Annotated in this window: 22 protein-coding genes; 9 read left to right on the forward strand and 13 right to left on the reverse strand. The window is 45.9% G+C overall.

The features are described 5' to 3' along the window. On the reverse strand, positions 1-1,327 hold a 1,327-nt coding region (locus AC1RNB_RS07510; RefSeq protein WP_493082043.1), incomplete at its 3' end, for a hypothetical protein. Between the two features lie 348 nt (positions 1,328-1,675). Here AC1RNB_RS07510 and AC1RNB_RS07515 point away from each other — a divergent pair. From AC1RNB_RS07515 to AC1RNB_RS07525, 3 genes are all read left to right on the forward strand, one after another. Next, positions 1,676-2,818, forward strand: a complete 1,143-nt coding sequence (locus tag AC1RNB_RS07515) for an FIST signal transduction protein (RefSeq protein WP_493082044.1) — start codon at positions 1,676-1,678, stop codon at positions 2,816-2,818. A 27-nt stretch (positions 2,819-2,845) separates the two neighbouring features. Further along, positions 2,846-4,363, forward strand: a complete 1,518-nt coding sequence (locus AC1RNB_RS07520; protein WP_493082045.1) for an ATP-binding protein — start codon at positions 2,846-2,848, stop codon at positions 4,361-4,363. A 259-nt stretch (positions 4,364-4,622) separates the two neighbouring features. After that, on the forward strand, positions 4,623-6,017 hold the full coding sequence (locus AC1RNB_RS07525; protein WP_493082046.1) for an MATE family efflux transporter: 1,395 nt from the start codon (positions 4,623-4,625) through the stop codon (positions 6,015-6,017). A gap of 173 nt (positions 6,018-6,190) precedes the next feature. Here the strand turns inward: AC1RNB_RS07525 and corA are convergent, their stop codons facing one another. Beyond that, a complete protein-coding gene (corA, locus tag AC1RNB_RS07530) occupies positions 6,191-7,288 on the reverse strand; it encodes a magnesium/cobalt transporter CorA (protein WP_493082047.1) in 1,098 nt (365 codons plus the stop codon). A gap of 175 nt (positions 7,289-7,463) precedes the next feature. Between corA and AC1RNB_RS07535 the strand changes: the two genes are divergently transcribed. Next, positions 7,464-8,435, forward strand: a complete 972-nt coding sequence (locus AC1RNB_RS07535; RefSeq protein ID WP_493082048.1) for a YheT family hydrolase — start codon at positions 7,464-7,466, stop codon at positions 8,433-8,435. On the opposite strand, the gene recQ is transcribed toward AC1RNB_RS07535, so the two are convergent. Next, entirely contained in the window at positions 8,432-10,621 is a 2,190-nt protein-coding gene (gene recQ, locus AC1RNB_RS07540; RefSeq protein ID WP_493082049.1) for a DNA helicase RecQ, read from the reverse strand. The genes AC1RNB_RS07535 and recQ overlap by 4 nt on opposite strands. A gap of 166 nt (positions 10,622-10,787) precedes the next feature. On the opposite strand from recQ, the gene AC1RNB_RS07545 reads away from it, so the two are divergent. Next, a complete protein-coding gene (locus AC1RNB_RS07545) occupies positions 10,788-11,717 on the forward strand; it encodes a C1 family peptidase (protein WP_493082050.1) in 930 nt (309 codons plus the stop codon). An 84-nt stretch (positions 11,718-11,801) separates the two neighbouring features. On the opposite strand, the gene AC1RNB_RS07550 is transcribed toward AC1RNB_RS07545, so the two are convergent. From AC1RNB_RS07550 to AC1RNB_RS07570, 5 genes are all read right to left on the reverse strand, one after another. Next, positions 11,802-12,575: a 3-keto-disaccharide hydrolase gene (locus AC1RNB_RS07550; RefSeq protein WP_493082051.1), complete on the reverse strand. Its 774-nt coding sequence runs from the start codon at positions 12,573-12,575 to the stop codon at positions 11,802-11,804. 151 nt (positions 12,576-12,726) lie between these two features. Next, positions 12,727-13,656 carry an ABC transporter six-transmembrane domain-containing protein gene (locus tag AC1RNB_RS07555; RefSeq protein ID WP_493082052.1) on the reverse strand — a complete coding sequence of 310 codons (930 nt, stop codon included), beginning with the start codon at positions 13,654-13,656 and terminating at the stop codon, positions 12,727-12,729. 118 nt (positions 13,657-13,774) lie between these two features. Then, the gene (locus tag AC1RNB_RS07560; protein WP_493082053.1) at positions 13,775-15,202 is read right to left on the reverse strand and encodes an SET domain-containing protein-lysine N-methyltransferase; all 1,428 of its coding nucleotides are present in this window, start codon (positions 15,200-15,202) and stop codon (positions 13,775-13,777) included. Between the two features lie 18 nt (positions 15,203-15,220). After that, positions 15,221-16,336, reverse strand: coding sequence for a D-alanine--D-alanine ligase family protein (locus AC1RNB_RS07565; protein ID WP_493082054.1), 1,116 nt, complete (start codon positions 16,334-16,336; stop codon positions 15,221-15,223). Positions 16,337-16,340: 4 nt separating this feature from the next. Next, complete coding sequence (locus tag AC1RNB_RS07570; RefSeq protein ID WP_493082055.1) at positions 16,341-16,838, reverse strand: SET domain-containing protein-lysine N-methyltransferase; 498 nt, start codon at positions 16,836-16,838, stop codon at positions 16,341-16,343. A 377-nt stretch (positions 16,839-17,215) separates the two neighbouring features. Between AC1RNB_RS07570 and AC1RNB_RS07575 the strand changes: the two genes are divergently transcribed. Further along, a complete protein-coding gene (locus tag AC1RNB_RS07575; protein ID WP_493082070.1) occupies positions 17,216-17,452 on the forward strand; it encodes a helix-turn-helix domain-containing protein in 237 nt (78 codons plus the stop codon). A 212-nt stretch (positions 17,453-17,664) separates the two neighbouring features. After that, positions 17,665-18,318: a response regulator gene (locus tag AC1RNB_RS07580; protein ID WP_493082056.1), complete on the forward strand. Its 654-nt coding sequence runs from the start codon at positions 17,665-17,667 to the stop codon at positions 18,316-18,318. A gap of 49 nt (positions 18,319-18,367) precedes the next feature. Here AC1RNB_RS07580 and AC1RNB_RS07585 read toward each other — a convergent pair whose 3' ends face one another. Together AC1RNB_RS07585 and AC1RNB_RS07590 are read right to left on the reverse strand one after the other, a co-directional pair. Continuing rightward, on the reverse strand, positions 18,368-19,276 hold the full coding sequence (locus AC1RNB_RS07585; RefSeq protein WP_493082057.1) for a sugar phosphate isomerase/epimerase family protein: 909 nt from the start codon (positions 19,274-19,276) through the stop codon (positions 18,368-18,370). 284 nt (positions 19,277-19,560) lie between these two features. Beyond that, positions 19,561-19,797: a DUF3820 family protein gene (locus AC1RNB_RS07590; RefSeq protein WP_493082058.1), complete on the reverse strand. Its 237-nt coding sequence runs from the start codon at positions 19,795-19,797 to the stop codon at positions 19,561-19,563. Positions 19,798-19,887: 90 nt separating this feature from the next. Here AC1RNB_RS07590 and AC1RNB_RS07595 point away from each other — a divergent pair, with 90 nt between their 5' ends. After that, on the forward strand, positions 19,888-20,358 hold the full coding sequence (locus tag AC1RNB_RS07595; protein WP_493082059.1) for a hypothetical protein: 471 nt from the start codon (positions 19,888-19,890) through the stop codon (positions 20,356-20,358). Positions 20,359-20,397: 39 nt separating this feature from the next. On the opposite strand, the gene AC1RNB_RS07600 is transcribed toward AC1RNB_RS07595, so the two are convergent. Continuing rightward, a complete protein-coding gene (locus AC1RNB_RS07600) occupies positions 20,398-21,444 on the reverse strand; it encodes a nucleoid-associated protein (RefSeq protein WP_493082060.1) in 1,047 nt (348 codons plus the stop codon). A gap of 220 nt (positions 21,445-21,664) precedes the next feature. On the opposite strand from AC1RNB_RS07600, the gene AC1RNB_RS07605 reads away from it, so the two are divergent. Then, entirely contained in the window at positions 21,665-21,991 is a 327-nt protein-coding gene (locus AC1RNB_RS07605; RefSeq protein WP_493082061.1) for a hypothetical protein, read from the forward strand. Positions 21,992-22,276: 285 nt separating this feature from the next. On the opposite strand, the gene AC1RNB_RS07610 is transcribed toward AC1RNB_RS07605, so the two are convergent. Both AC1RNB_RS07610 and AC1RNB_RS07615 read right to left on the reverse strand, forming a co-directional pair. Then, the gene (locus tag AC1RNB_RS07610; protein ID WP_493082062.1) at positions 22,277-23,050 is read right to left on the reverse strand and encodes an SDR family oxidoreductase; all 774 of its coding nucleotides are present in this window, start codon (positions 23,048-23,050) and stop codon (positions 22,277-22,279) included. A 483-nt stretch (positions 23,051-23,533) separates the two neighbouring features. Beyond that, on the reverse strand, positions 23,534-24,193 hold a 660-nt coding region (locus AC1RNB_RS07615; protein ID WP_493082063.1), incomplete at its 5' end, for a T9SS type A sorting domain-containing protein.

Consider the following 24,193-nt stretch of genomic DNA (forward strand, 5'->3'; position numbering starts at 1 on the left):
GTGTAGTTGCATCTGCTGTTCCAGAACCCGTTAATAACGTGGTTGAGCCTGAACAAGTGCTAAATACTCCCGTAATTGTTGGCAAAGGATTTACTGTTACTGTTGCCGTTCCTGAAGCAGAATTACTACAGGCTGCAATACTTCCATCAGATACTGATACAAGCGAATAAGAAAAATTACCGGCAGCGCCTGTTGGAACAGTAACAGCAACAGCGTTACCTGATGATGTTGTAACAGTCTGGTTGGCACCACTGTTAAGTTGGTAGGTAAATGTATATGGCGCCGTTCCGCTGGCGCCGGTAAAAGTAATAGAGGAGGATCCATTCTGACAAACATTAGCCGTACCCGAAACAGTAGCGGTTGGCAACGAACTAATTACAACTGTTGCAGTACCGGAAGCGTTATTAGTACAAGTTTTTGTGCTGCTTTCCTGCACTGACACCAAACTGTAAGCAAAAGACCCTGCACTAGATGTAGGAACAGCAAGTGTAGTTGAGTTACCCGAAGTAGTGGTAACTGTTTGATTCGATCCTCCATTTATTTTATACGTAAAAGTATAAGGTGCTGTTGCATCGCTTCCTGTAAATGTGATTGAAGGATTGGCTGCATTTAAACACACAGTGGTATTTCCTGATATAGAAGCCGTTGGTAAGGGCTTTACAGTAAACGGGGCTGAGTTATCCAGTGCACAACCTGATGCAGAAGCAGTAGCTATTAAGGTTCCTGTGTATGAATTTGGCGATGCAGTAGGCGGAATATTTACAGATAAATTATTCCCCACTCCTGGTATTAGTGTTCCAGACTGATCAGAAAACCCATTATTTACGGCCGTTGTGCTCCAGACAATAATATATTCATCTGCAGTTGTAGTGTAATTAACAATAAGTGTATTGCTACCTTGACAAACATTAAGATCTGTAGCAGGGAAATTTACTGTAAAAGTTGGATTTGCAGTTGCAGCAACAATTGTAACTTTTATTGTATTACTTAATTTTTGACCTCCACCGACCAGATCAACCCTTCTTCTATAATAATAAATCGTTCCAACAGCGCCAGCGAGTGCACCTTCCTGAAATTGCTGCTGGTTGGTAGCAACTATAGTAGCTGTTGAGAAATCAGCAACAGTTGCTCTCTCCCAATAGTAATTCAAGTAAGTTCCACTTACATCTCTGATCGAAGTAAAGTTAGCAGGTGTTACCCCTGAGAGAATACATTGATTCCTTGAAATAGCACCAGCATCAGCCTGCCCTTGAGCTAAAACTGGTAATAATATCATACTAATCCCTACAATGCTGAGTAATACTTTCAGCTTGTGTCGGGCTGCCATTTGCCACCTTTTACAATCGCGCAAGCTAATTTCACACCCTTCTAAACCAGGATGCAAAAAAAGAGGTACGGTTAGCGGTTGGTTACAGTGCATTAAGCAGAATATTGTACGTGTAAGGAAAGCCTAGGGTTTTCAGATAAATTACGTCAAAAAACAGAGGCTGGTTTCCTTGTTACTTCCAACATGAGATCCCCGTTTTACCTAAATAGACAAGCCAATCCCCCCATTTGTTGTATCGCAAACGATTGCAACGGGGTTTTTTGTCAATTATTACGCGAAATCCTGGTCCTGCCTCTTCAGAAATAGACAGATTCGGTTATCTTGTTCATCTAATCTTCGATTCAGCCTATGCAATCAGTACAGCAGCATTTTACCGGGGGGCAGTGGCATACGCGTCAACCCAATAATGATTTTAACAATGCTGCCTGCCAGTTGGTACTCCTGTTTGGCGCAGGATCGCTGGTAACAGACCCGGCCATTTTTGCCGCCAAACGCGCCGAATTTCCACATGCCCATATTGTTTCCTGCTCTACTTCCGGAGAAATTATAGCGGATGCTGTATTTGATGAAACCCTTGCCCTTACTGCCATTCAGTTTGGCCATACCCGCATCCGCTGTGCCCAGATGAACGTAAACCAGCACACCAGCAGTTTTGAAACAGGCAAAACCCTCATGAAAGAGCTGGATGCAGCTGATCTTGTAACTGTATTTGTGATCTCGGAAGGCAGTTTCTCCAATGGCAGCGAGCTCGTAAATGGTTTTAACGAGAATAACCCCAAAGGCATTTCCATTACCGGTGGTATGGCCGGCGATGCGGATCGTTTCCAGAAAACACAGGTAGGCCTGGATGCCCCGGCCGCAGAAGGAAATGTGGTAGCCATCGGCTTCTACGGAACACGCCTGCAGGTGGGTCATAGCTCTTTTGGCGGCTGGGATGAGTTTGGCCGCGAACGCATCATTACCCGATCTGAAAAAAATATTTTATACGAGATCGATGGCCGCAGCGCCCTGGATCTGTACAAAGAATACCTCGGTCCCTATGTAGATGAACTGCCGGGCTCGGCACTGTTCTTTCCGCTTTCGATGCGGGTGGGCAATGATGGACAAAGTCTCGTACGAACCATCCTCGGCATTAATGAAATTGATAAGAGCATGATCTTTGCCGGTAACCTGCCCGAAGGCAGTAAAGTGCGCTTAATGAAAGCCAATTTTGATAAAATCATCAATGGATCTTCGGTAGCTGCCACCAATGCCTTGCAGGAAACTGCCCAACAATCGCCCGAACTGTCGATCCTGATCAGTTGTGTGGGCCGTAAACTGATTCTGCAGGAAAGAACCTACGAAGAAGTAAAAGCTGCCCGCAAAGTGCTGGGGCCGGATACAGTAATCAGTGGATTTTACTCTTATGGAGAAATATCACCACTTGGCAAACTGAACAAATGCGAACTGCATAACCAAACCATGACCATCACAACATTTACAGAGATCTGACTGTTATAATACCTTATCCCGTATAACATGCCCTACCATACCATTCTGGAAAAACAAATAGAACGCTTTCTCCCGGCCGGTTTACGAAACAGTCCGGAGCTGGCTATTTTTCTGGAAACGGTAAGCAAATGTTACGAGTCTTTCGAAAAAGATAAAAAGATCACTGAACACGCATTTGATATCAGCGAACGCGAATACCAGCTGGTTACCCGCGATCTGCAGCGCGAGAATGAAATCAGGGAGCAATCTATCCTCAAACTGAAAGAAGCTATCCGCTCCCTCGACCCCGATGGCAGTATCGAATTTGGCGAGCAGGAGGGCGATATCATCAATATCATCACTTTTCTTGGCAAACAGATTGCCCAGACCAAAATACTGGAACAGGAACTCATTAACTCGCGCAATCTGGCCGAAAAAGCGGCGCAGGCCAAAAGCGAATTCCTGTCGGTGATGAGCCACGAAATCCGCACCCCGCTGAATGCTATCATCGGCACCATCATGCTGCTGCAGTATCATCCCCTTTCTCCCGAACAGAAAGAACTGTTGCGGGTAATGGAGATCTCATCAGAAAACCTGTTAAGCCTGGTGAACGATGTGCTCGACTTCAGCAAAATGGAAGAGGGTAAAATCAATTTTGTGGAACGGACCATTAACCTGCTGCATTTTCTCAAGAATATCAAGATGGCCAACCGCGTAAGGGCCGAAGAAAAAGGGAATACCATCAAGATCCTCTACGATGATGACCTCCCGAAATATGTGACGGGAGATGATGTGCGGCTGGGACAGATCCTGAACAATCTTGTATCCAATGCCGTAAAATTTACACAGAACGGAACGGTTACGATCCGTGTAGGATTGCATTCCACCACCGAACAGGATGTGCTGATCGATTTTTCGATAGAAGATACCGGTATCGGCATCCCTTCCGAAAAGCAGGGACTGATCTTTGAAAGGTTTACGCAGGCCAATAACAATATCACCCGCGATTTTGGCGGTTCGGGCCTGGGGCTCACCATCATTAAACGCCTGCTGGAGCTGCAGAACAGCCATATACAGCTCGAAAGCGAAGCGGGTAAGGGTTCCCGCTTTTACTTTACACTGCGTTTCAAAAAACATACGGAAGAGATCAGCGAAGAAAGCAAACCGGAAGAAAAATTACAGAAGCAGGATTTGAGCGGACTGCATATTCTACTGGTAGAAGATGTGGCTTTTAATGTGATGGTGGCAGAAAAAATGTTACAACACTGGCATGCCTCGGTTGATCTGGCCGCCAATGGCGCTATTGCCGTTGAGAAAATCCGTAATAATACCTACGACCTGGTTTTAATGGATATTCAAATGCCTGTAATGGATGGCTATACCGCAACGCAGGAAGTAAGAAAATTCAATCAGGAAGTACCCATCATTGCCCTCACCGCCTCTGCCATAAACCTTGATATTCAATCAAAAGCATTTCAATCGGGTATGAATGGCTGTATCACCAAACCCTTTAATCCCGGCGATCTTTCATCGATCATCCTTGAGAAAACAAAACGAAAAGACTAACACATTCATACCGCTATTTAGCCTTTTATCTGATTTGATTATTTTGTTTTACGGATCATTTTACTATTTTCGTTTCCGCAACGCCGGAACCACCTTAAAAAACGGCAGCATCTTTTTACCAATTTTACGCCCATGAACAACTAAGCAGAGCTTAGGCAGACATCATTGAACGTTTAGGCTCACCTCTTACTATCGCACACACAATGGGTATCCATTGTAATTGGTAAATATTCATTTTACATTCTAATTCATTTACGTAATGACTGTTCATACAACTCATGAGAGAAAGCCATCTCTATGGTCCAACCTCAAAACATCTCTTAAAAGCGAGCACCAGGATTTTACTACCGGCAGTATCCGGAAAGCCATTTTTATGCTGGCTATTCCCATGATACTGGAAATGTGTATGGAATCTGTATTTGCCGTGGTAGACATTTTTTTTGTAGGCAAACTGGGGCCTAATGCTGCAGCGGCAGTGGGTTTAACAGAATCTTTTTTAACCATCCTCTACTCGGTAGCCATTGGTTTAAGTATGGGTGCCACCGCCATGGTAGCTCGCCGGGTAGGCGAGAAAAATTATGATGATGCCGCCAAAGCCGGTGCACAGGCGGCCCTGCTTGCTTTACTTGTTTCTGTGATGATCAGTATCGTTGGTTTCTTTTATGCAGGAACCATTCTCTCGCTGATGGGTGCCAATGCCGCTATTATTGAAATGGGCACTACCTATGCCCGCATCATGCTCAGCGGTAATATCGTGATCATGCTGTTATTCCTCATCAACGGAATTTTCCGCGGTGCGGGTGATGCCACCATTGCCATGCGCAGTTTGTGGCTGGCCAATATCTGTAATATCATTCTATGCCCCATCCTCATTCATTATTTTGGTTTACCGGGTGCGGCCATGGCTACTACTACGGGCAGAGGCATTGGTGTATGTTACCAGGTATACCATCTCTTTAAAGGAAAGGGGATCATTAAAATTCATCTCAGGCATTTTATACCCGATGTGTCTGTTTTGAAAGGCATTTTTAAAATTGCTTCTACCGGTACCCTGCAGTTCCTGATCGGTTCTGCCAGCTGGATTGCCATGGCAAGAATCATTGCCGGTTTTGGGGGCGATGCCATTGCAGGTTATACCATCGCCATCCGTTTGCTAATCTTTTTCCTGATGCCTGCCTGGGGACTGAGTAATGCTGCCGCCACACTGGTGGGCCAGAACCTGGGTGCCCAGCAACCCGATAGGGCGGAGAAGTCTGTGTGGAAGACCGCGCAATACAATGCCATTTTTATGGCCATTGTATCTGTGTTATTTTTTACCTGTGCCGAATTCTTTGTATCGCTGATCAATAACGACCCTGCTGTGGTAAAAACAGCCGTACTGGCATTACGTATTGTAAGTATGGGCTATATTTTTTATGGCGTAGGTATGGTTATGATCAATGCTTTCAACGGTGCCGGCGATAGTAAAACACCTACCTGGATCAACCTGTTCTGGTTCTGGGTTTTCCAGATTCCCTTTGCTTACCTGCTGGCCATTGTATGGAACATGGGACCCACCGGTGTATTCATCGCCATCGTGGTAACAGAGACCTGTATCACCATTACGAGTGTGATCCTGTTTAAGCGGGGTAAATGGAAACTGATTAAGATTTAGGATTCGCAGATGGCGGATTGGCGGATTACGGATTTGAGGCCTTACTCTGCGAAACCTCTTCCTCTCTCATTCTCTGCGGTGAATAGATCTCACATTCACCGCAGAGAATGAGAGAACGGGGAGTTTACGCAGAGAAAAAATCCGTCAATCCGTTATTCGCTAATCCGCTGATCCTAAAACCAGCCGCGTCTTCGGAACAAAAACACCATCCACACCGGCACCACCAACATCAAGCCCACGGCAATAAAAAATCCGTATTGATGGTGCAGGTACGGGATGCGGTCGAAGTTCATTCCGAAGATGCCGCCGATAACTGTGGCGGGTGCCAGTAAACAGGTTACTACCGCCATTACTTTCATGACCTCGTTCATCTTCAGGTTTACATTACTGAGGTAGAGGTCCTGCAGGTTCATCATCATATCCCGGTAGTTTTCTGCGAGGTCGTTGGCCTGTACAATATGGTCGTAAATGTCTTTGAAGTATTTGGTAGTGCGTTCTTCGAGCAGGTCGCTGTCGCTGCGGATAAAACCATTAATCAGTTCCCGCACCGGACTCACATTTCTTTTTAAAACAATCAACTCCTTACGCAGGTTATTGATCTCGGCCAGTGCGCGGGTATTGCTGCTTCGGATGATCTTTTCTTCGAGCAGTTCGATATGTTCGCTCAGTTTCTCCATCACCACATAATAATTATCTACAATCATATCGAGTAATGCATAACAGAGATAATCGGCACCGCTGATGCGGAGTTTACTGTTGCTGACCCGCAATTTCTCCCGAATGGGATCAAACACATCCCTGCGGGCATCTTCCTGAAAAGAAAGCACAAAATCTTTCCCGAGTATGATACTGATCTGCTCTGTTTCTACCGCACCGGTACGGTCGTTAAAATACAGCATATTCAACAGGCAGGAAAGTACGGGATCCAGGTCATCCATCTTGGGCCGCTGGCTAACGCTCAGGATATCTTCCTGTATCAGCACATGTATATTATAATAGTTGCATACTTTTTCTACATCTGTTTTGCGGATCCCGTCAATATTGATCCAGCTGGTATGATGATTGTCTTTAAACGGAAAACAATCCGCAATACTGGTAAACGATTGTTCATGCAGGTGCTCCGGCGAATAATCAAACACGCTAACGCTGATCTCCTGCGCTTCCTCCCGCTTGGGCACTACCGTCGGGTTCACCTGGAAAATATCCCTGGTACGCCGGGTATTGAATAAAGAAGATACTTTGAAGTATTTCAGGTATTTATTTTCTGGCATGATTTGAAGGTACGGATATTCTGAATGAGTGAATGATAGCATGATAGAATGATAGAATGAGGACACCAATGAGAATACAAGTATCCAGCATATCCCCGTTCTTCCGGCAAATACCGCTCAAAACATTCTATCATGCTATCATTCACTCATTCTATCATTGATTTACCTTCGCCCCATGCCCATCCTTCCGCAACCACAATTCAAAGCGCCGTTCTGGCAATACAATGGTCATTTGCAGACGATTGTTCCGAGCCTGTTCCGTAAAGTGGATTTCCGTTACCAGGAAAGGGAAAGACTGGAACTGCCGGATGGGGATTTTGTGGATCTGGATTGGTACAGAACCGGCAATAAAAAACTGGTGATCATTACCCACGGACTGGAGGGTGATTCCGGCAGGCATTATGTGCTGGGTATGGCTAAATTATTTACACAGAATGGGTATGATGCCCTGGGCTGGAACTGCCGCAGTTGTAGTGGAGAAATGAACCGCTTGCCCCGGTTTTACCACCATGGAGATGCAGGTGATCTGCGGCTGGTCATTGCTCATTCGATCCGGCAATATGGTTATGAAGAAATTATACTGGTGGGCTTCAGTATGGGCGGCAGTTTGAGTTTGCGGGCAGTGGCCGAGTTTCCTGAGGCGGTGCCGGAAGAGGTAAAAAAAGTGATCGGCTTTTCTGTTCCCTGCGATCTGGTGAGTAGTGTGAAGATCCTCTCACAATCAACCAATACCATTTACAGTTCCCGTTTCCTGCGCAAACTCGGTGAGAAAATAAAGGCCAAAGAAAAAATATTCCCGGAGCAGATCAGTTATGTGGGGTATGAAAAGATCAAACACTTTGCAGACTTTGATAATCGCTATACGGCTCCCTTACACGGTTTTGCAGATGCCTGGGATTTTTATACCAAAGCCAGTGTAAAACCACTGCTCAAAAATATCCGGATCCCCTCTTTACTGGTGCAGGCTAAAAACGATACCTTCTTAACACCCGAATGTATGTGCGAAGAAATTGCCTCTACCCACCCGCATCTGTTTCTGGAAACTCCGGCGCAGGGCGGTCATTGTGGTTTTATGCTGCAGGAGTCTGCCTTCAGCTGGGCTGAATTAAGAGCACTCAGCTGGGCCACCGGTGATCAGGCCGCTTAAGCGTCTCGACCATTGAGGGCGGCGATGGTCATGCGGATCTCGCCATAACTGATCTCTTCGGGCAAATGGTCTTTGATCTGTTTTAGACCCAGGCGCCCAAATTGGTTGGCTGCCGCTTCAATCAATTCTCTTTTGTCAGCGGCTACCAGTTCATCCACTTCCAGATCGCCGATGGTGATATAATGACTGAGATGTGTTTCAACAGTTGTCAATGCTAATTGTCTTTCCTCCGCTATCTCTCTTACCGATTTTCCGGAACGGTACATATCATAGCTGATCCGTTTGGTATCCGAAGCCCTTTCTCGCGGGGCGCTGGGCTTTCTGGTGCGCGGCATTTTTTTCAGGTCAATACGGGTAGGTATTTTGTGTTCGATGCAGTAATCCTGCACTTTCTCCAGAAAAGGCATACCATACCGTTCGGTTTTATAAGCACCAAAACCAGTGATCTTCGGAAGATCTGTTTTTACCAATGGAAGATAAGTGGCCAGATCAAGCAGGGTACTGTCGCTGAAGATCAGGTAAGCCGGTACATTCTCTTCGTGTGCAATGCGATTACGCAGCTGCTTCAGTTCTTCGAACAACTCTTTTTCGTAGGCATGCTGCTGGTAGATCTCCGGTTCTTTGGCAATCACTACCTGCACCGGTGCAGATAAATAAACTTTTTCTGCTTTGAATAATACCGCATTACTTTTCTCCGCCAGTTTCAGCACAGGGTACTCTCCTTCACTTTGCTGCAGGTAACCATAATGCAATAGTTCTTTTACATAATGCAGCCACTCTTCCTTTGGTTTGTCTTTTCCCACACCATACACCGATAGTTTTTTATGCTCCTCGCGAATCTTCTCGCTGTTACTGCCTTTCATAATATCCACCACATAACGCATACCAAAACCCTGGTTAAGGCGGTAAACGGTACTGAGAATTTTCTGCGCAATAATGGTACTGTCCTGCAGTTCGGGTTTACTCAAACAATTATCGCAACTACCACAATAGTCGGGCGCCTGTTCTCCAAAATAAGTCAGCAGGTATTTTCTGCGGCAGCCACGTGTTTCGCAGAGTTGTACCATCTGGTCCAGTTTCTTCAGCAGGATCTGTGTTTGTTCGGGATTATTCTCCACCTGTGCAAACCCTTTCAGTTTCATCACATCACCTGCGCCATAAAACAGAATGGCTTCGCTATGTAAGCCATCGCGACCGGCACGGCCTGTTTCCTGGTAATAGCCTTCTATATTTTTGGGCAGATCGGCATGTACCACAAAGCGTACATTACTTTTGTTGATGCCCATTCCAAAAGCAACCGTAGCCACCATGATCTTAATATCATCTTTCAGAAACAGATCCTGGCGTTCATCGCGGATGCTTTTATCGAGACCGGCATGATAGGCTGCCGCACTATATCCATCTGCCTGCAGATCGGTGGCCAGGCTTTCTGTGGCCGCACGACTTAAACAGTAAATGATGCCGCTGTCTTCTTTGTGTTCTTCGAGATAATCTACCAATACATCGTAATAGCCTTTTTTGGGTTTGATATAATAGTAGATATTGGGTCGGTTAAAACTATTTTCAAATACCTGGTAATCGGTTACCCGTAACTGCTCAATGATATCTTTCCTCGTCAGCGTATCTGCTGTTGCTGTCAGGGCAATGATAGGGATAGAAGGGAATTGCTGCTTCAGCTGGCTCAGTACGCGGTATTCGGGTCTGAAATCATGCCCCCACTGACTGATACAATGCGCTTCATCAATCGCGAACAAAGAAACTTTGATCTCTTTGAGAAAAGCCAGAAACTGTACTTCGCCACCCACCAAACGCTCCGGTGCCACATAGAGCAGTTTTAATTCGTTGCGACGCAATTGCTGCAGGATCGCTCCCTGCTCGCCACTGCTTTGGGTACTGTTCAGGAAAGCGGCTTTTACACCACTTAATACCAGTGCATCTACCTGGTCCTTCATCAAGGCAATCAGTGGACTAACCACAATGGTTACACCGGGTAAACAAAGAGCAGGCACCTGGTAACAGAGGCTTTTGCCTCCGCCGGTGGGCATCAGTACAATGGCATCTTTACCCGATAGCAGGTGTTCGATAATGGCCGCCTGGTTATGCCTGAACTCGGTATAACCGAATACAGACTCCAGCACATCGGCGGGTGTAGCTATTAATGGAGATATCGTGTTGCCCTGTTTCATGAAACTGCAAGATAACAAGCAAATGATGCAAATGAATAAGCATTAATACGCTAAAAAAAGGGGTGTTTTCCCCGTTGCGGAAGCGGGATGGGTTTATTTTTTTTACATATCCATTGATCCCGGGAAGCAGTCAATCTCACTGCCGCCTGTAAACATCTGATATACTATGAAAAATCTTCCAAAAGGAAAAGGCTGGTTAAAAGACTATCCCGATTTCCGCGACCAGACCCCGTTCAGTTCCGAATTAACCACCAAACAGGTAGAAAGAGGTGTAAAACGACCTGTAAAAAAATTACTGGAGCAATTGAGTGCTGCCAACACATCTGCCACAGGGAAAAAGAAGGCCAGCATCTCTCTTCCCAAAAAAGTAGATCTGCGTGCCTGGTGTTCGCCTATCGAAGACCAGGGACAGATCGGTTCCTGCACGGCCCATGCATCTATTGGTTTGTACGAGTATTTTGAGCGGCGGGCTTTTGGCAAACATATCGATGGTTCCCGGTTGTTTCAGTACAAAGCCACCCGTAACCTCTTACAGCAAACAGGCGATGATGGCGCTTACCTGCGAACCGCCATGGCATCGCTGGCCCTGTTTGGGGTAGTGCCCGAAAAATACTGGCCCTACGATGAATCAAAAGTAAATGAAGAGCCCACGGCTTTTCTGTATTCCTATGCACAGAACTTCCAGGCCATTTCCTATTACCGGTTGGATGCTGTGGGAGTTAGCAAACCCCATTTACTCGATACCATCAAAGATCACCTGCACAAAGGGCTACCCTCCATTTTCGGTTTTACCTGTTATACTTCTCTCGATCATGCCGAAGGTGGAAAAATTCCTTTCCCTGATAAAAAAGAAGATTATACGGGCGGCCATGCCATCATGGCTGTAGGATATGATGATACAATAAAGATCAGCAATCCGCTGAACCGGGAGCTGGTTACTACCGGCGCTTTCCTGATCCGTAATTCCTGGGGAACCGGCTGGGGAGAGGAGGGATATGGCTGGCTGCCCTATGAGTATGTGCTAAAAGGTATTGCAGACGACTGGTGGACAATGACCAAGGCTGAGTGGGTTGATACGCACCAGTTTGGTTTATAATATTGTTTCCCCCCAACACTAACCCATGCATAAAACAAAACGGCTTCCGATGGAAGCCGTTTGCCTAACTGTATTCTGCAAGGTTTACAATTCCCTGATCCAGATATTCCGGTAGCTCATGGGGTTTCCACCATCCATGCCATGGTCTTGTAATACCAGTGGCTCTTTATCACTATGTGCTTCGTACTTAGGCTGACCAATCCATTCGGTATGGCCCTTGATGCTTACATGGTTCTGCACCAATACACCGTTATGTAAAACGGTAATGGTTGCCGGCGTTTGTAATTTACCATCCGAAAAAAACCGGGGTGCGGTAAAGATCACATCATAACTCTGCCATTCGCCGGGTTTGCGGCTTGCATTCACCAGTGGCACATGTTGTTTGTAGATACTGCCTGCCTGTCCGTTTACATACGTAGGATTATTGTAAGAATCCAGTACCTGTAATTCATATCTACCCATAAAAAAGATCCCACTGTTGCCGCGCGATTGACTGGCTCCGGCAATGGCAACCGGTTCTCTCCATTCAATATGTAACTGGCAATCGCCAAAGCCCTGTTTGGTGGCAATATTACCGGAACCTTTTACAACGGTTAAGGCACCATCTTTCTCTATCTTCCAGCCGGGTGCACCGCCTTTCTCTTTCTGCCACTGCGCTACATCTTTCCCATTATATAAAACGACCGCATCCGAAGGCGCATCTGCCGCAGTTTTACCTGGCGTTACCAGTTTGGGAACCGGCTCCCAGAATTCAGTTTTAGCGGCTTCTTTTACCAGGCTATCCATGTTTATTTTCCGCTGCGCCATGGTGGTAACCGTAATGGCAAGTGCAGCAGATAAGAGAATTAGTTTTTTCATATAGCTAATCTATTAATAAGTAGGTAAGCTGCCCAAATTTTTCCTGAAAAAAGCTGGGATCTGCCAGTTATGTTTGCGAAACCAAAATCACTATGCGCCTTGGCACCTTGGCGAGAAAATATATGCTCACCAAGGTGCCAAGGCGCAGAGTTTATAAGGCTGGTTTGATAACAGTACGATAGGCGGGCTCACGGTAAACAGGTTCCTGACCTTCAGTAGGGAAATCTTCTGTCTGCAGTTCTATTCTGCGGGTAATATCGTTCAGCGAAGTAAGCCTTTGTACCGTATAGGGGATGGTATCCAGTCCGGATACAAACTTGAGTATATAGGTGTAGATCCCGATCAGGTTACCCGCCAGTATAGTGGAACCCGAAACCGTATTTGTGATCAGCAGGGAAATACCGATCACTACCATCACCATCAGTTCCATGATACCAAAGTTCCAGGCTTCCTGGTCGCTGATACGTACCTGCCAGTGGCGCAGGTTGTTGAAGTGTTGCGAAATAGCATTGTTGTCGCCGGAAGAAATGATGTCTACCTGTTTTTCCAATTCATCGTTCTTCAGCCGGTTCAGCTTTTTCATCCGCTTGCCATATACATAACTGATACCGAGTACCGGCAACAGTATGGCCAGGCACAATACCACCACCGAACGGTCGTAGAAGTACAGGAGTATGGCAGAGCCAATCAGGTTATACGCTGCTTCCATCACATAGATCAGGTCAAACTCCAGAAAATCCACAAACTCGCGCGCCAGCGTAGAGTGGGCACTTAGTTTAGATACATCTGCCCGGGTAATGCGGCGCGATAAAAAACGGGTAACGAGAGAAGTATAAATAGCCGAATAGGTACGCGTATCATAACGATGCCGCAGGGTTCCGATCACCAGCCAGGCCAGGTGAACGGCGGACAGGAGAATGAGTCCGCGGTAACTGCCCCTGATCAGATCGTTCACCGCTTCGCCCAGAAAAAAAGGACGCATCAGTGAACCCAGCATTTCGAGCGAAAACAATATATAGGTAACCACCAGTCTTAACCGGTGTTTCTGCATCAATTTCTTCAGGATCTCGAATCTGGACATAATAGCTCCCCGCTGGTTTGTACCGGTTTGACCAGGCAAATACACCCCGGTTACATAGTACAATCGTATTTAACAGACCCTTGGCCGTAACAGTTAGACCAGTAAAAAGGGAGATTGTTTAAGAGCGTTGTTTTTCTTCCCGGCTAGTGACCGAATTACCGGGGACACCACTGATCCTGCCCCGACAAACAGGCGTACCACATTGACAATCAAATGGTTCCATATTTTCGTCGAGAAAACTGGCGTAGTCGAGGGTAAGTTCTTCGCCTAATCGGATCGCGCGCAGGGCCACTACATCCAGTCCTTTATAGCCGGTATTGGGTTGACAGGAATGGTTCTGGGGCGCCCATTCGGAAGGGTTATCGTCCCAGAGCAGGAACAGTTCCCGGCTGAGGGGGTAAGCATAACGTCGGAAAATCAGCTGATCTGCTTCGGCCCAGTTTTCCTGCACCGAGCGGCGGGTGATGATGCGCTGCGATCTGCCTTCTCCCTTAAAAATAATGTCGCCCCTGGCTATATCGCAGGTAGCGTAAATGCCGTAGCCAGCAATGGCCGTTCCTTTGATCCGATATTTTTTCTGCTTGCGCCGGTGGCGGGCCAAGCCTTCGGCGATCATGTGGCGGAGAAATCCTTCCTGGCCAATGCCATCGTATTGCAGGATAAAATCAGCCGAGCCTTCATATCCATCACTATAAAAAACAGAGCAGGTAAAATTGATCTCGAGAAAAAAGAGTTCCCCTTTTTCATTCAACCGGAAATCGAGCCTGGCATAACCGGCACCCTGAAATCCTTTGAATATTTTTTGTGCTGCTTCGCGGAGTTGTTGTTCGATCACCGGATCGGTGCAGGGAATATTGGCTTTCGGATGCAGTTCGGAGGTTTTTAAGGCATAGGTTTTAAAAGCAAACCCTTCGGGAAAGATATATTCCACGGGTGTAAAAGTAGTAGCGGTTGTACCATCTGCATTGGCTGCGATCAATACCGTGAACTCACGGCCCGCAATATATTCTTCGGCCAGTAATTGCGGATAGGCACTGATCGTATGGTTCACTTTAATCTGGAGTTCCTGTAGGTTACTTACCAGCGACTGTGCATCCACTCCCAGGCTATCGCCTGCTTTGGCAGGTTTCACAAAAAGCGGGAACTGCAGTGGTGCAACAGCGGTTGCAAGATCCGTTCCCTGTTCAATCAATACATACGAAGGCGTAGCGATGTTTTCGCAGTAAGCCACATATTTCATCAGCTCTTTGGGCGGGTCGTATAATAGTGTAGTGGGGCCAGTATAAGGCAGGTTCAGCAGATCCAGTGTATAAATCACATCTATCGACGGCACTTCCCATTCCAGGTATCCTTCGCAGAGGTTAACAAAAATATCGTAGCCCTTGTGCTGCAGTTGCTGTAACTGGCGGTAGGTAGTGAGTTTATTCAGAAACACGTGGTGTACTTCTGCTTCGGGTAAAAGATGCTGCAGGTTACGCGGCGGATCGTACTGCTGGTAATCTACCTGGGTGGTTGAGTAATCGGGTTGGAGTACGCAGACTTTCATTTTCTCGCAGGGGCCGGTTTATAATTTATTTCTACGGAAAGCATCTTCGATGATATCGGTAATGATCTCTGTGAAAGATACGCCGCTCATCCGTAAAATGGCACCGATGGATGTATAATTCTCATCTTCACTTAAACCGCATTGCGCGTTTACTTCGAGTACATAGAGTTGGCCGGTGGCAAAGTCTTTGCGAATGTCTACCCGCGTATAACCTGTTCCACCGCAGGCTTTGTATGCTTCCATACTGATCTCCTGCAGTGAAGCATGTAGGTCTTCATCGGGCAACTGGTATTCATAAAAATTCGCTTCTTCAGGCATCGGCGTTTCGTCTTCATAGATCTCCCATAACCTGTCGAATGAAAGGAACTTTTCTGTTTCGGGTAAAGAAGCATGGAATACCCTTTCTACCGGTGTTAATACATAACACTGTCCGGGAAAAACAGCCGATCCCAGGATCATGGTGGTAAACTCGGCTCCCTGTATAAATGCTTCAGCAATAACCCCGTCCACGGCCAGGTTCCAGCCGCGGTATCCTTCAAACATCTGTCGCAGTTGCAGTTGCAATTCTTCTTCCGTATGCACCACATTACGGGTGCCCACACCCATGCTGCCGCCCGATACGGCAGGTTTCAGTATAATGGGCGAGCCCAGTCTTTGAAAAATGCCCGACAGATCCTGGTCAGGATCCGTGATCGCCTCCCAGGCGGGTGTGTTTACACCAGCACTGTCAAAGGCCTGCTTCATCGGAATCTTGGAAGTAGTGATGCGGTAAAAATGTTCATCGGAACCGGTGTATACCAGTCCTTTCTTTTCGAGTAATTGCACCACAGAAATGCCGGGGGTTCCATTCACTTCATCGCCATCGCATAAATTCAATACTACCGGCATCACCAGCCCTTTGTTTTTTTCTGCGAGGATAGTATCAATGATATCCGGGTAGTTGCTGGTAGTAACCGGTTGCCATTGCCATTCCAGGTGCAGTTCAGTAAATACCCGGGTATATTCAGCAATGCTTTGTGTAAAATCGTAATAGTAGTCAAGATTGGCATCGGTGGTAACCAACTGCGGAGCCAGTACCCATACTTTGATGGGCAATATATGTAAACGGGTAATTCTTTCAGCGGGCAGCAACATAGAACTAAGGCTTCTGGCGTTTCAACAGTTGTTCGCTGATAAAAGCAGTGAGGCGGTAACGGGCTGCTTCTTCCGCTGTTAAATAAGCAGCTCCTTTGATCTGGTGCAAACAGCAGCTGTTGCCGCAAAAACAATCAAAGGGCTGTGCCATATCCCATTCGGTTGAGGGATAAAAAAATAGTAGCTCATCGCCCGGTTCTATTTCGCGTAAAGCTACCAGTTGCATCTGCTGGGTATCAAAGAATACGTTGGGCGCGCAGCTATGGTTTACATATTGCAAAAAATCAGGACTGAGGGTAATATGTTTCTGTTCACCTGTCTGGATGGTGAGATAGGTGGCTGTTTCAAGGATCTTTTCTGCTTCGAATAAACAGATCGTATCGCCTGCATCAAAAAAAGTGGCGGCATGCAGTGATTTTTCGCCGGTAAGGCCGTTCTGCATCACATCTGCAAAACCATGTTTGCTTACCATACTGTAAGCGGTAGTAATCGCAGTGATCATAAAGCGGGAAGTGTTAGAGAACTAATAAGCCTAAATTTCCATAAAATATAGCTGGATAGTTGTGTTATGAAGATTTAGTACTCCACATTTACACCCCGAATTATTAACAACACTTTGATACTGCAGTTTGGCAACCTTATATTCATCGCGGTGAACAGAAGAACAGGTGCTACCTGTTTTTTTGTTTGTGGATGAGTCTCATTACCAGGATATACAGGATCTGGTGAAAGATTTGACGAGGGTAGCCTGATAGTCGGTTTTTTTTCATACAACCAGCTGAGCAAATGAGCCCAGGCCTTTACAAGTTAACAGAAAAAAATGAATGATGTATAATCATACGTCAATAAATTTCTGCTTTGCATTGACCTTGTTGTTTGATGACCAACAAGGAAAAAATATTGGCCCGTTTTGCAGCACATTTAACCAGGCTGCGCAAGGAAAAGGGACTCAGTATCCGCCAGCTGGCGGCCGAGGCGGGTTTGGAATACAGCCAGATACAGCGCATAGAAAAAGGTAAAGTGAATTTTGCCTTTACCACTTTAACCGCACTGGCACAGGGTTTGGGCGTGGATCTGGATGAGCTGCTGGCAGAATACAAGATCCCAAAAAACTAAGTAACGCTACTAAATACCGTGTTTTAACGATTGCGGAAACACTTCTCTCTGCTTATATTACCAAGGCTGTTTACCCGTTAAAAAAGTAGTTTCTACCGTATTAATACCTAATGGGCTACGCAAACAAAGCCGGAAATTTCGGTGCAGGAGGTAGAAAATCCACCTATGGAGTAAACCAGCCACCGATCTAACTAACCTTTAAAACAACGGTTATGTTCAGGAGAAGTATACGGGTAGTGATTGCGGATGATCATTGCCTGTTCAGGAACGGGTTACGTAACCTGCTTTCCCAGATTCGCCATATAGAAGTTGTTGGAGAAGCCATGAATGGCCAGGAACTGGTTCGCCGTTCAGTGGAGTTATCGCCGGATATCATTCTCACAGATATCAATATGCCCCTGATGGATGGAATCATGGCTACCCGCGAGATTGCCCGCAGAAGACCCGGAACCGGTGTCATCGTATTATCGGCCTATAACAAAGAAGAACCCATTCTGCGCATGCTGGAAGCCGGCGCATTGGGTTATGTATTAAAAAGTGCCGATAATGAGGAGATTTCGGAAGCCATCAATACGGTATCGGAACACAAACCTTATTTCTGTAAGGAGGTTACAGAAAAGCTAACCGAAATTGTTTCCCGCAACTACCAGTTACCACCCGATGCTGATCTGCATTTTACCGACCGCGAAAAAGAGATCATGCGGCTTATCTGCCGCGAGTTTACGAGCAAAGAGATTGCCTACAGCCTGAGTTTGAGTAAAAGAACTGTAGAAGGTCACCGCACCCGCATCATGGATAAAGTGGGTGCCAAAAGTATTGCGGGTATTATTACCTATGCTTTCCGCAGTGGCATCTGTACCCGCTAATAAAAAACCCCTCCGGTAGTGGAGGGGTTTGGAAAAATATAAATAGTTATTAATACCCCCAGCTTTTCATAATACGCAGATCTTCTTTTACACAGTCCAGCGGAGATTTACCCTGGTAGGATTCCTGCTCAATGATAAAGTGCAATGTACCGCCGGATTTTTTACCCAGGTCGGTAATGGCTTTGGTATTAGCTACCCCTGAACCAAGGATCGTACTCTCGTATCCGTCCATGCTGCCTTTGGCAGACTTGATCTCGTCTTTAACGTGCAGGGAAACAAAACGGCCCGGATGTTTTTTTACAATCTCGTAGGCATTGGCACCGGTGCCATATAAATTACCCATATCCAACTGCTGTGCCACCAGCGAGGGGTCGGTGTTGTCTAAAATAATGTCATATACTTTCTTGCCATTCAGCTCCTGTGTAAACTCGAAATTGTGGTTGTGGTAGCCAAAACGCATTCCCAATTTCTTACACAGTTCGCCGCTCTTATTAAACACTTCCATGTAGCGTAGCATATCATCGTAGGTTTTGCGCAGACCCTCATCCAGCCAGGGACTGATCACCAGCTCCTGTCCAACGATGGCGGCATCTTCTACCGTGTATTTCCAGTTATCATTAAACTCTTTTTTGTCAGCGTTCCAGTGGTCGCGGCCCATTACGGTATGCCCGCTGGGCATCTGCATACCATGATCAACCAGGATCTTTTTAAATTCTGTGGCACTGTAGCCATAAAATTTACGGTTTACATAATTGGCATGTTCTACATATTGATAGCCCATATCGGCCAGGGCTTTGAGGGTACCGAGTGGATCTTTTTTCATCTCATCGCGTACAGAATACAATTGTACACCAGTAATTGTTTTGGGAGCAGCAGCAAAAAGATCGCGGGAAAATACGGTACTGCCGGCCAGTACCAAAGCCGTTTTCTGTAGGAAGGACCTGCGGGAATTGTTCATGGATGTTTTGATTATAGGGCGTTATGCAATCGGGTTAAGACTTCAATATACGCAATATTTTGTGCTAAGAAAAGCGGCTTTTATCTGATTAGGGGGAATACTACTTATACAAATCCGTATCCCTACCGTATACTAAAATTTCTGTGTTCCTCTGTTACTCCCAATCTCTGTGTTAAAGAATAAAATGGATGATGCCGGGTGAATGCATTTTCAACACAGAATACACAGAGGTTGGGAGTTACACAGAGAAAAGCAATGAATCAAGCAGCTGAAACAATACCAATCTATCTTTTTTTCTTCAATGGATCCAGCAGGTAACCGAGGCCGTTCAGTTGTATCACATACATGGTCTCTAATAAAATGCCCAGTTTGCCTTTGGGGAAACCTTCGCGTTGTAACCATTCGAGATAATGTACGGGTATATCGCACAAAAGGCGGTCTTTGTATTTGCCGAAGGGCATGCGCATGGTTACCAGCTCGAGTAATAATTCGGGATGGGGTTGGGATGTGTCGAAGGGCATGGGGCGAAGGTAGGCAATGAGTGAATGAGTGGGTGAGTGAATGAGTGGGTGAGTGAATGAGCGAATGAGGGAAAGCAGTTACTTTGCAGGATGAGAACGGCGAGTATACAGGAACTGAAACAGGAATTGCAGGCCAGCAGTCAGCACAAACTGTTGGAACTCTGTCTGCGATTGGCGAAGTTTAAGAAAGAGAACAAAGAACTGCTCACTTTTTTATTGTTTGAAGCCCATGATGAAGAAGCTTATTTAAACGGTGTAAAAGAGCTGATTGATGAAGCTTTTACAGAATTGCCTAAAGCCAATCTTTACCTCACCAAAAAAAGCCTGCGCAAAATTCTGCGGATCGCCAACCGGTATGTAAAATATGCCGGGTCCAAACTGGTGGAAGCTACCTTACTCATCCATTTCTGCCGGAAAATGAAAACATCGGGGATCCCTTATACAAAAAGTACAGTATTGAATAATCTTTATGAGATGCAGCTAAAGAAGATCCATACCGCTCTGCAAAGCCTGCATGAAGATATCCAATACGATCTGCGGAAAGAACTGGAGGGATTATAATATTATTCCCATTTGTTTTAGTTTAAAAAGCAGCAGCGATTAACTCTCCTCTTCAAAATATAATTTATAATAGTGTTTCCCCGTCATTTCATCATAGCCCTTCTCAATCAGGTCGCGGCGGCCATGAATGTACACGTGAAAGTTTTTATCCAGCTTTAATACACTTTTAAACACCCGCTGTTGTTTTTTTACGGCCGAAAGATGGATGTCAAATTCGTCTTCAATGGTAACCTGCCTCGCCAGTTCATAGGTTTGTTTGTATTGTGTAAAACTATCAATCACTTCGGGGTGGTGCAACACTTCTTCCGCAAATTCATTGAGTTTAAACTCGTCTTTGGTTTTGAAGTATTCCATGCTGCGGTTCAGCATATCTATCTGTTCGCTTTTATTCACTTCAAACTTTTCTGCCAGTTCATTGCTGATAAAGAGTTTACACATGCCCAGGGCCGCATCGGTATAATGATAACTATTGGCACAGCGGGTAACCTGCAGAAAATCGTTGATCCAGTACTGCGCATCGTTCTGCTTATTGGTATTATCCACCACACATACCACATAACCCTCTGCCCGGTTCTGTTTAAATACCAGGCAGCCTTTATCGAGTTTGTTGATATTGATCCCGTCTTCCGCTATCACTTCCCAACTCTCGCCATGCGGAAATACTTTCAGGAAAGTTTCCTTGGTTTCACTTTTAAAAATACCGATGGCTTCTGTGTATTCGGTTCCAAAAGGCACATTATGGAAATGCACCACATACAATTCACCTTCTTTCACCCTGGCATGGGTGCTTTTGCTGTACAGGAACTGGGCCAGCTGGGCGCTATACAGTGCTATTTTTTTGGGTTCATCAAAGAGTCCGTTTACGTACTGGTACACTTCGTTCATGGCAAGATCGCTCAGGTGGGTAAAGCGATACTGCTCATGTTCGTTAAAGGGTCCGAGAAAATATTTAGCGAGTAAACCCCTTACAATCTCATCATTGAGGGTAAGGGGATTGGCAGAAAGCTGTAAGGGCTCTCCACGGGTAGGATTACCCACTTTATGAACGATCACCTGGCTCAGTTGTACACTATCGATACTGGTCATAGGATGCGAAGATAGAAGTAGTCTGGAGTTAGGAGTTAGTAGTCTGGAGTTTATTTTGACACAGTTCTGCAAAATCGCCCTGTTCTTAGCGGTGGTTTAGCATGTAAAATACAGGCCGGACCTGCATTTCGCAAAATCAAATTCGTATTTCGGCAAGAAAAATCGCACCTTTACATCAGTTTTCGTATTCCGCGGAAGCCCTCTCAACTAAATAAACCCCATGTACACACAGATCTGGAGCAAGTATCTTCCCATTATCAAGATTTTATTGAAAAGAACCGCTAATGGAGACCAGGTACTGGATCTGAACAGGATTGATTTTGAAAGAGCAGGCAGTGGCCGTAAAGCGGGTTATAAATTCAACATCGAATTCAACAAGGGCCGTGTGGCCAATATTATCAGCGGTTCTGCACTGGCTTCCGATCTGGCATTTGTGATGCTGGAAGATGTCAATGTAAAAACCATCCTACTCGAGAACCACTTCACCGTTTCGCTGAATACCAAGTTTCAGTTAAGCCTGAAAAGGGTTACACCAACGGAAGACTAACTTAATTGTATACATTTTACTTTCTGTGTTTCTGTGAGAGTAATTTCCCGAAAAGACGCTTAGGCGTGGTAAAAAAGGCCAATCCTTCTTTTTCTTTTTTGGCTCTTATTGAAATAGCTTCTGCCTATCAGTCTGCTGGCCGGAACTGCGGAGGTTTCACTAAGAGAAGGACAATAGAGAACGAGTAAAAGAGGGATTGGGGAAATATCTACGTAAAAACAATTCCCCAGCTCCATATACCCCGTAGCTGTAAATTGGTTAATACAGGTTTTTAACAGCAGAGAATTATAGCATGCTTTTTACCGAGCCGCCATCGAGCGTTATGGTTTGGCCTGTGGTATACCGACTGAGCGGACTCAACAGCCAGAGCGCCAGACTGGCAAAATCAGCCGCTTCGCCCAAAGCTCCTACCGGGATCTGGGCAATGGCATTCTCCCTCACTTCTTTAACGGACAAGCCTGTCTGTTCACTTTTTTTCTGGTAAATACGGTCAATAGCGGCCGTATTATGCGAACCCGGGCCAAGGATATTGAGTGTTACTCCGGTTTTGGCTATTTCCTGCGATAAAGTTTTTACCATACCCACCACGGCCACCCGCAACGAGCTGCTGAGCACCAGGTTTTCAAGCGGCTGTTTTACCGAAGAACTTTCTATAAACACTACGCGTCCATAGTTATGCGCGATCATTTTCGGAACCAGCGCCTGGGTCAGTTCCACTTTCCAGCGAAGGAGTGTTCGGTAAGCATTGTCCCAGTCTTCCAGGGTCGTCTCCAGCACCGTTTTGGCAGGTGGTCCACCGGCATTTACCACCAAACCGTGTAACTGCCGGTTGCCAAGCTGGGTTACGAGTTGTTGCATTACTTTACTATCTGTGATATCTCCCGCCAATACTTCCACCCTGCCCGGTGCCAGGGCAAGCAATGTCTGTAATTTTTCTTCGCCTCTTGCTACTGCAATAATAGCAGCCCCCTCGGCAAGTAATGCTTCAGCAATGGCTTTACCAAAACCGGCACTGGCACCGGTAACAATGAATAGCTGGTTGGAGAGATGAAGGTTCATATACGTACTGTTTCTGTACTATAAAGGTAAGTTCCCGGATGGAAGAAAATAGTATCCGGTGTACCTGGTAGTGACAGCTCATCACCAGTAGCCTGCTGCATTACACGAAAAGGCCCGTTCTGGAAAGAGCGGGCCGTATAAATTTTGCAGGTGAAATCAGTGAGTTAACCTATTACGCCAATAATAGTTAAACAACCCCTGCAGACTTATGAGATGGTGAAATTAATCCTGCTTTTTTGTCTTGCAGATTAATTGGTATCAACAGCAAAATGCTGGGTATGAAATACAATATCCCACCCCTCGTTGCAACAGATCCGGAAAATTTGACCTAGATAAATGCTGTTATTACGACAGATGTTCTTCTGTTCTGGGTTCTTTTGTTCTATGTTCGTCTGTTCATAAAAAAGACCCGCTCAACCAGAGCGGGTCTTTTTAGGTACAATTTCTAATTACTAACTATTAATTGCTAATTATTAATTACCCCTATCCTCTTGCCTTGATCAACTGCACCACTTTACGCTTCGTACCCTGTATCAGTTCCGCATAGTAAGTGCCGCTGCTGTAACTATGGCCGATCTGGAAAGTACTGTTTGACCCCAGTTTCGATCTCGCATCCACTACCCTGCCCGCTCCATCCATCACTCGCAGGTTAACAGGGGTTGCATACTTACTCTCCAGTTTCAACGTGAAGTAGGTCGTACTTGGGTTGGGCATCACCGTCACTTTCAGTTCCTCTTCGCTCGTAGTGACCACCTTCTCTTCAGATACCGACTGGGTTACACCCTTGTTGTTGTTCACCGATGTAACCGGTGCCGCTGGTGCGCTGCAATCGTAACTGTTCCAGATCACTTTGTTGCCCTTACTCTCCACTTCCTCCGCTATGAACAGACCCGTCATATACACATCGTCCTCACAGTTCGAGGCTGAGTGGCCCCTGTGGTCGCAGTCGTTGTGCTCATGACCACGGTGTTTGCAGTCTTTGCTGCTATGTGCCCTATGGTCACAATCACCATGTTTATCATCATCATTATCCGAATCTGTAGCCGTTACACGCAGTTTACCGTTCGGCATCAGGATATTGGCAATCACACGCGTATCTCCTCCCTTCACCGTGAACTTCTCTTCATCCCTGCGCTGGTCGCC

The organism is Sediminibacterium sp. GW821-FHT12F12 (assembly GCF_058806635.1).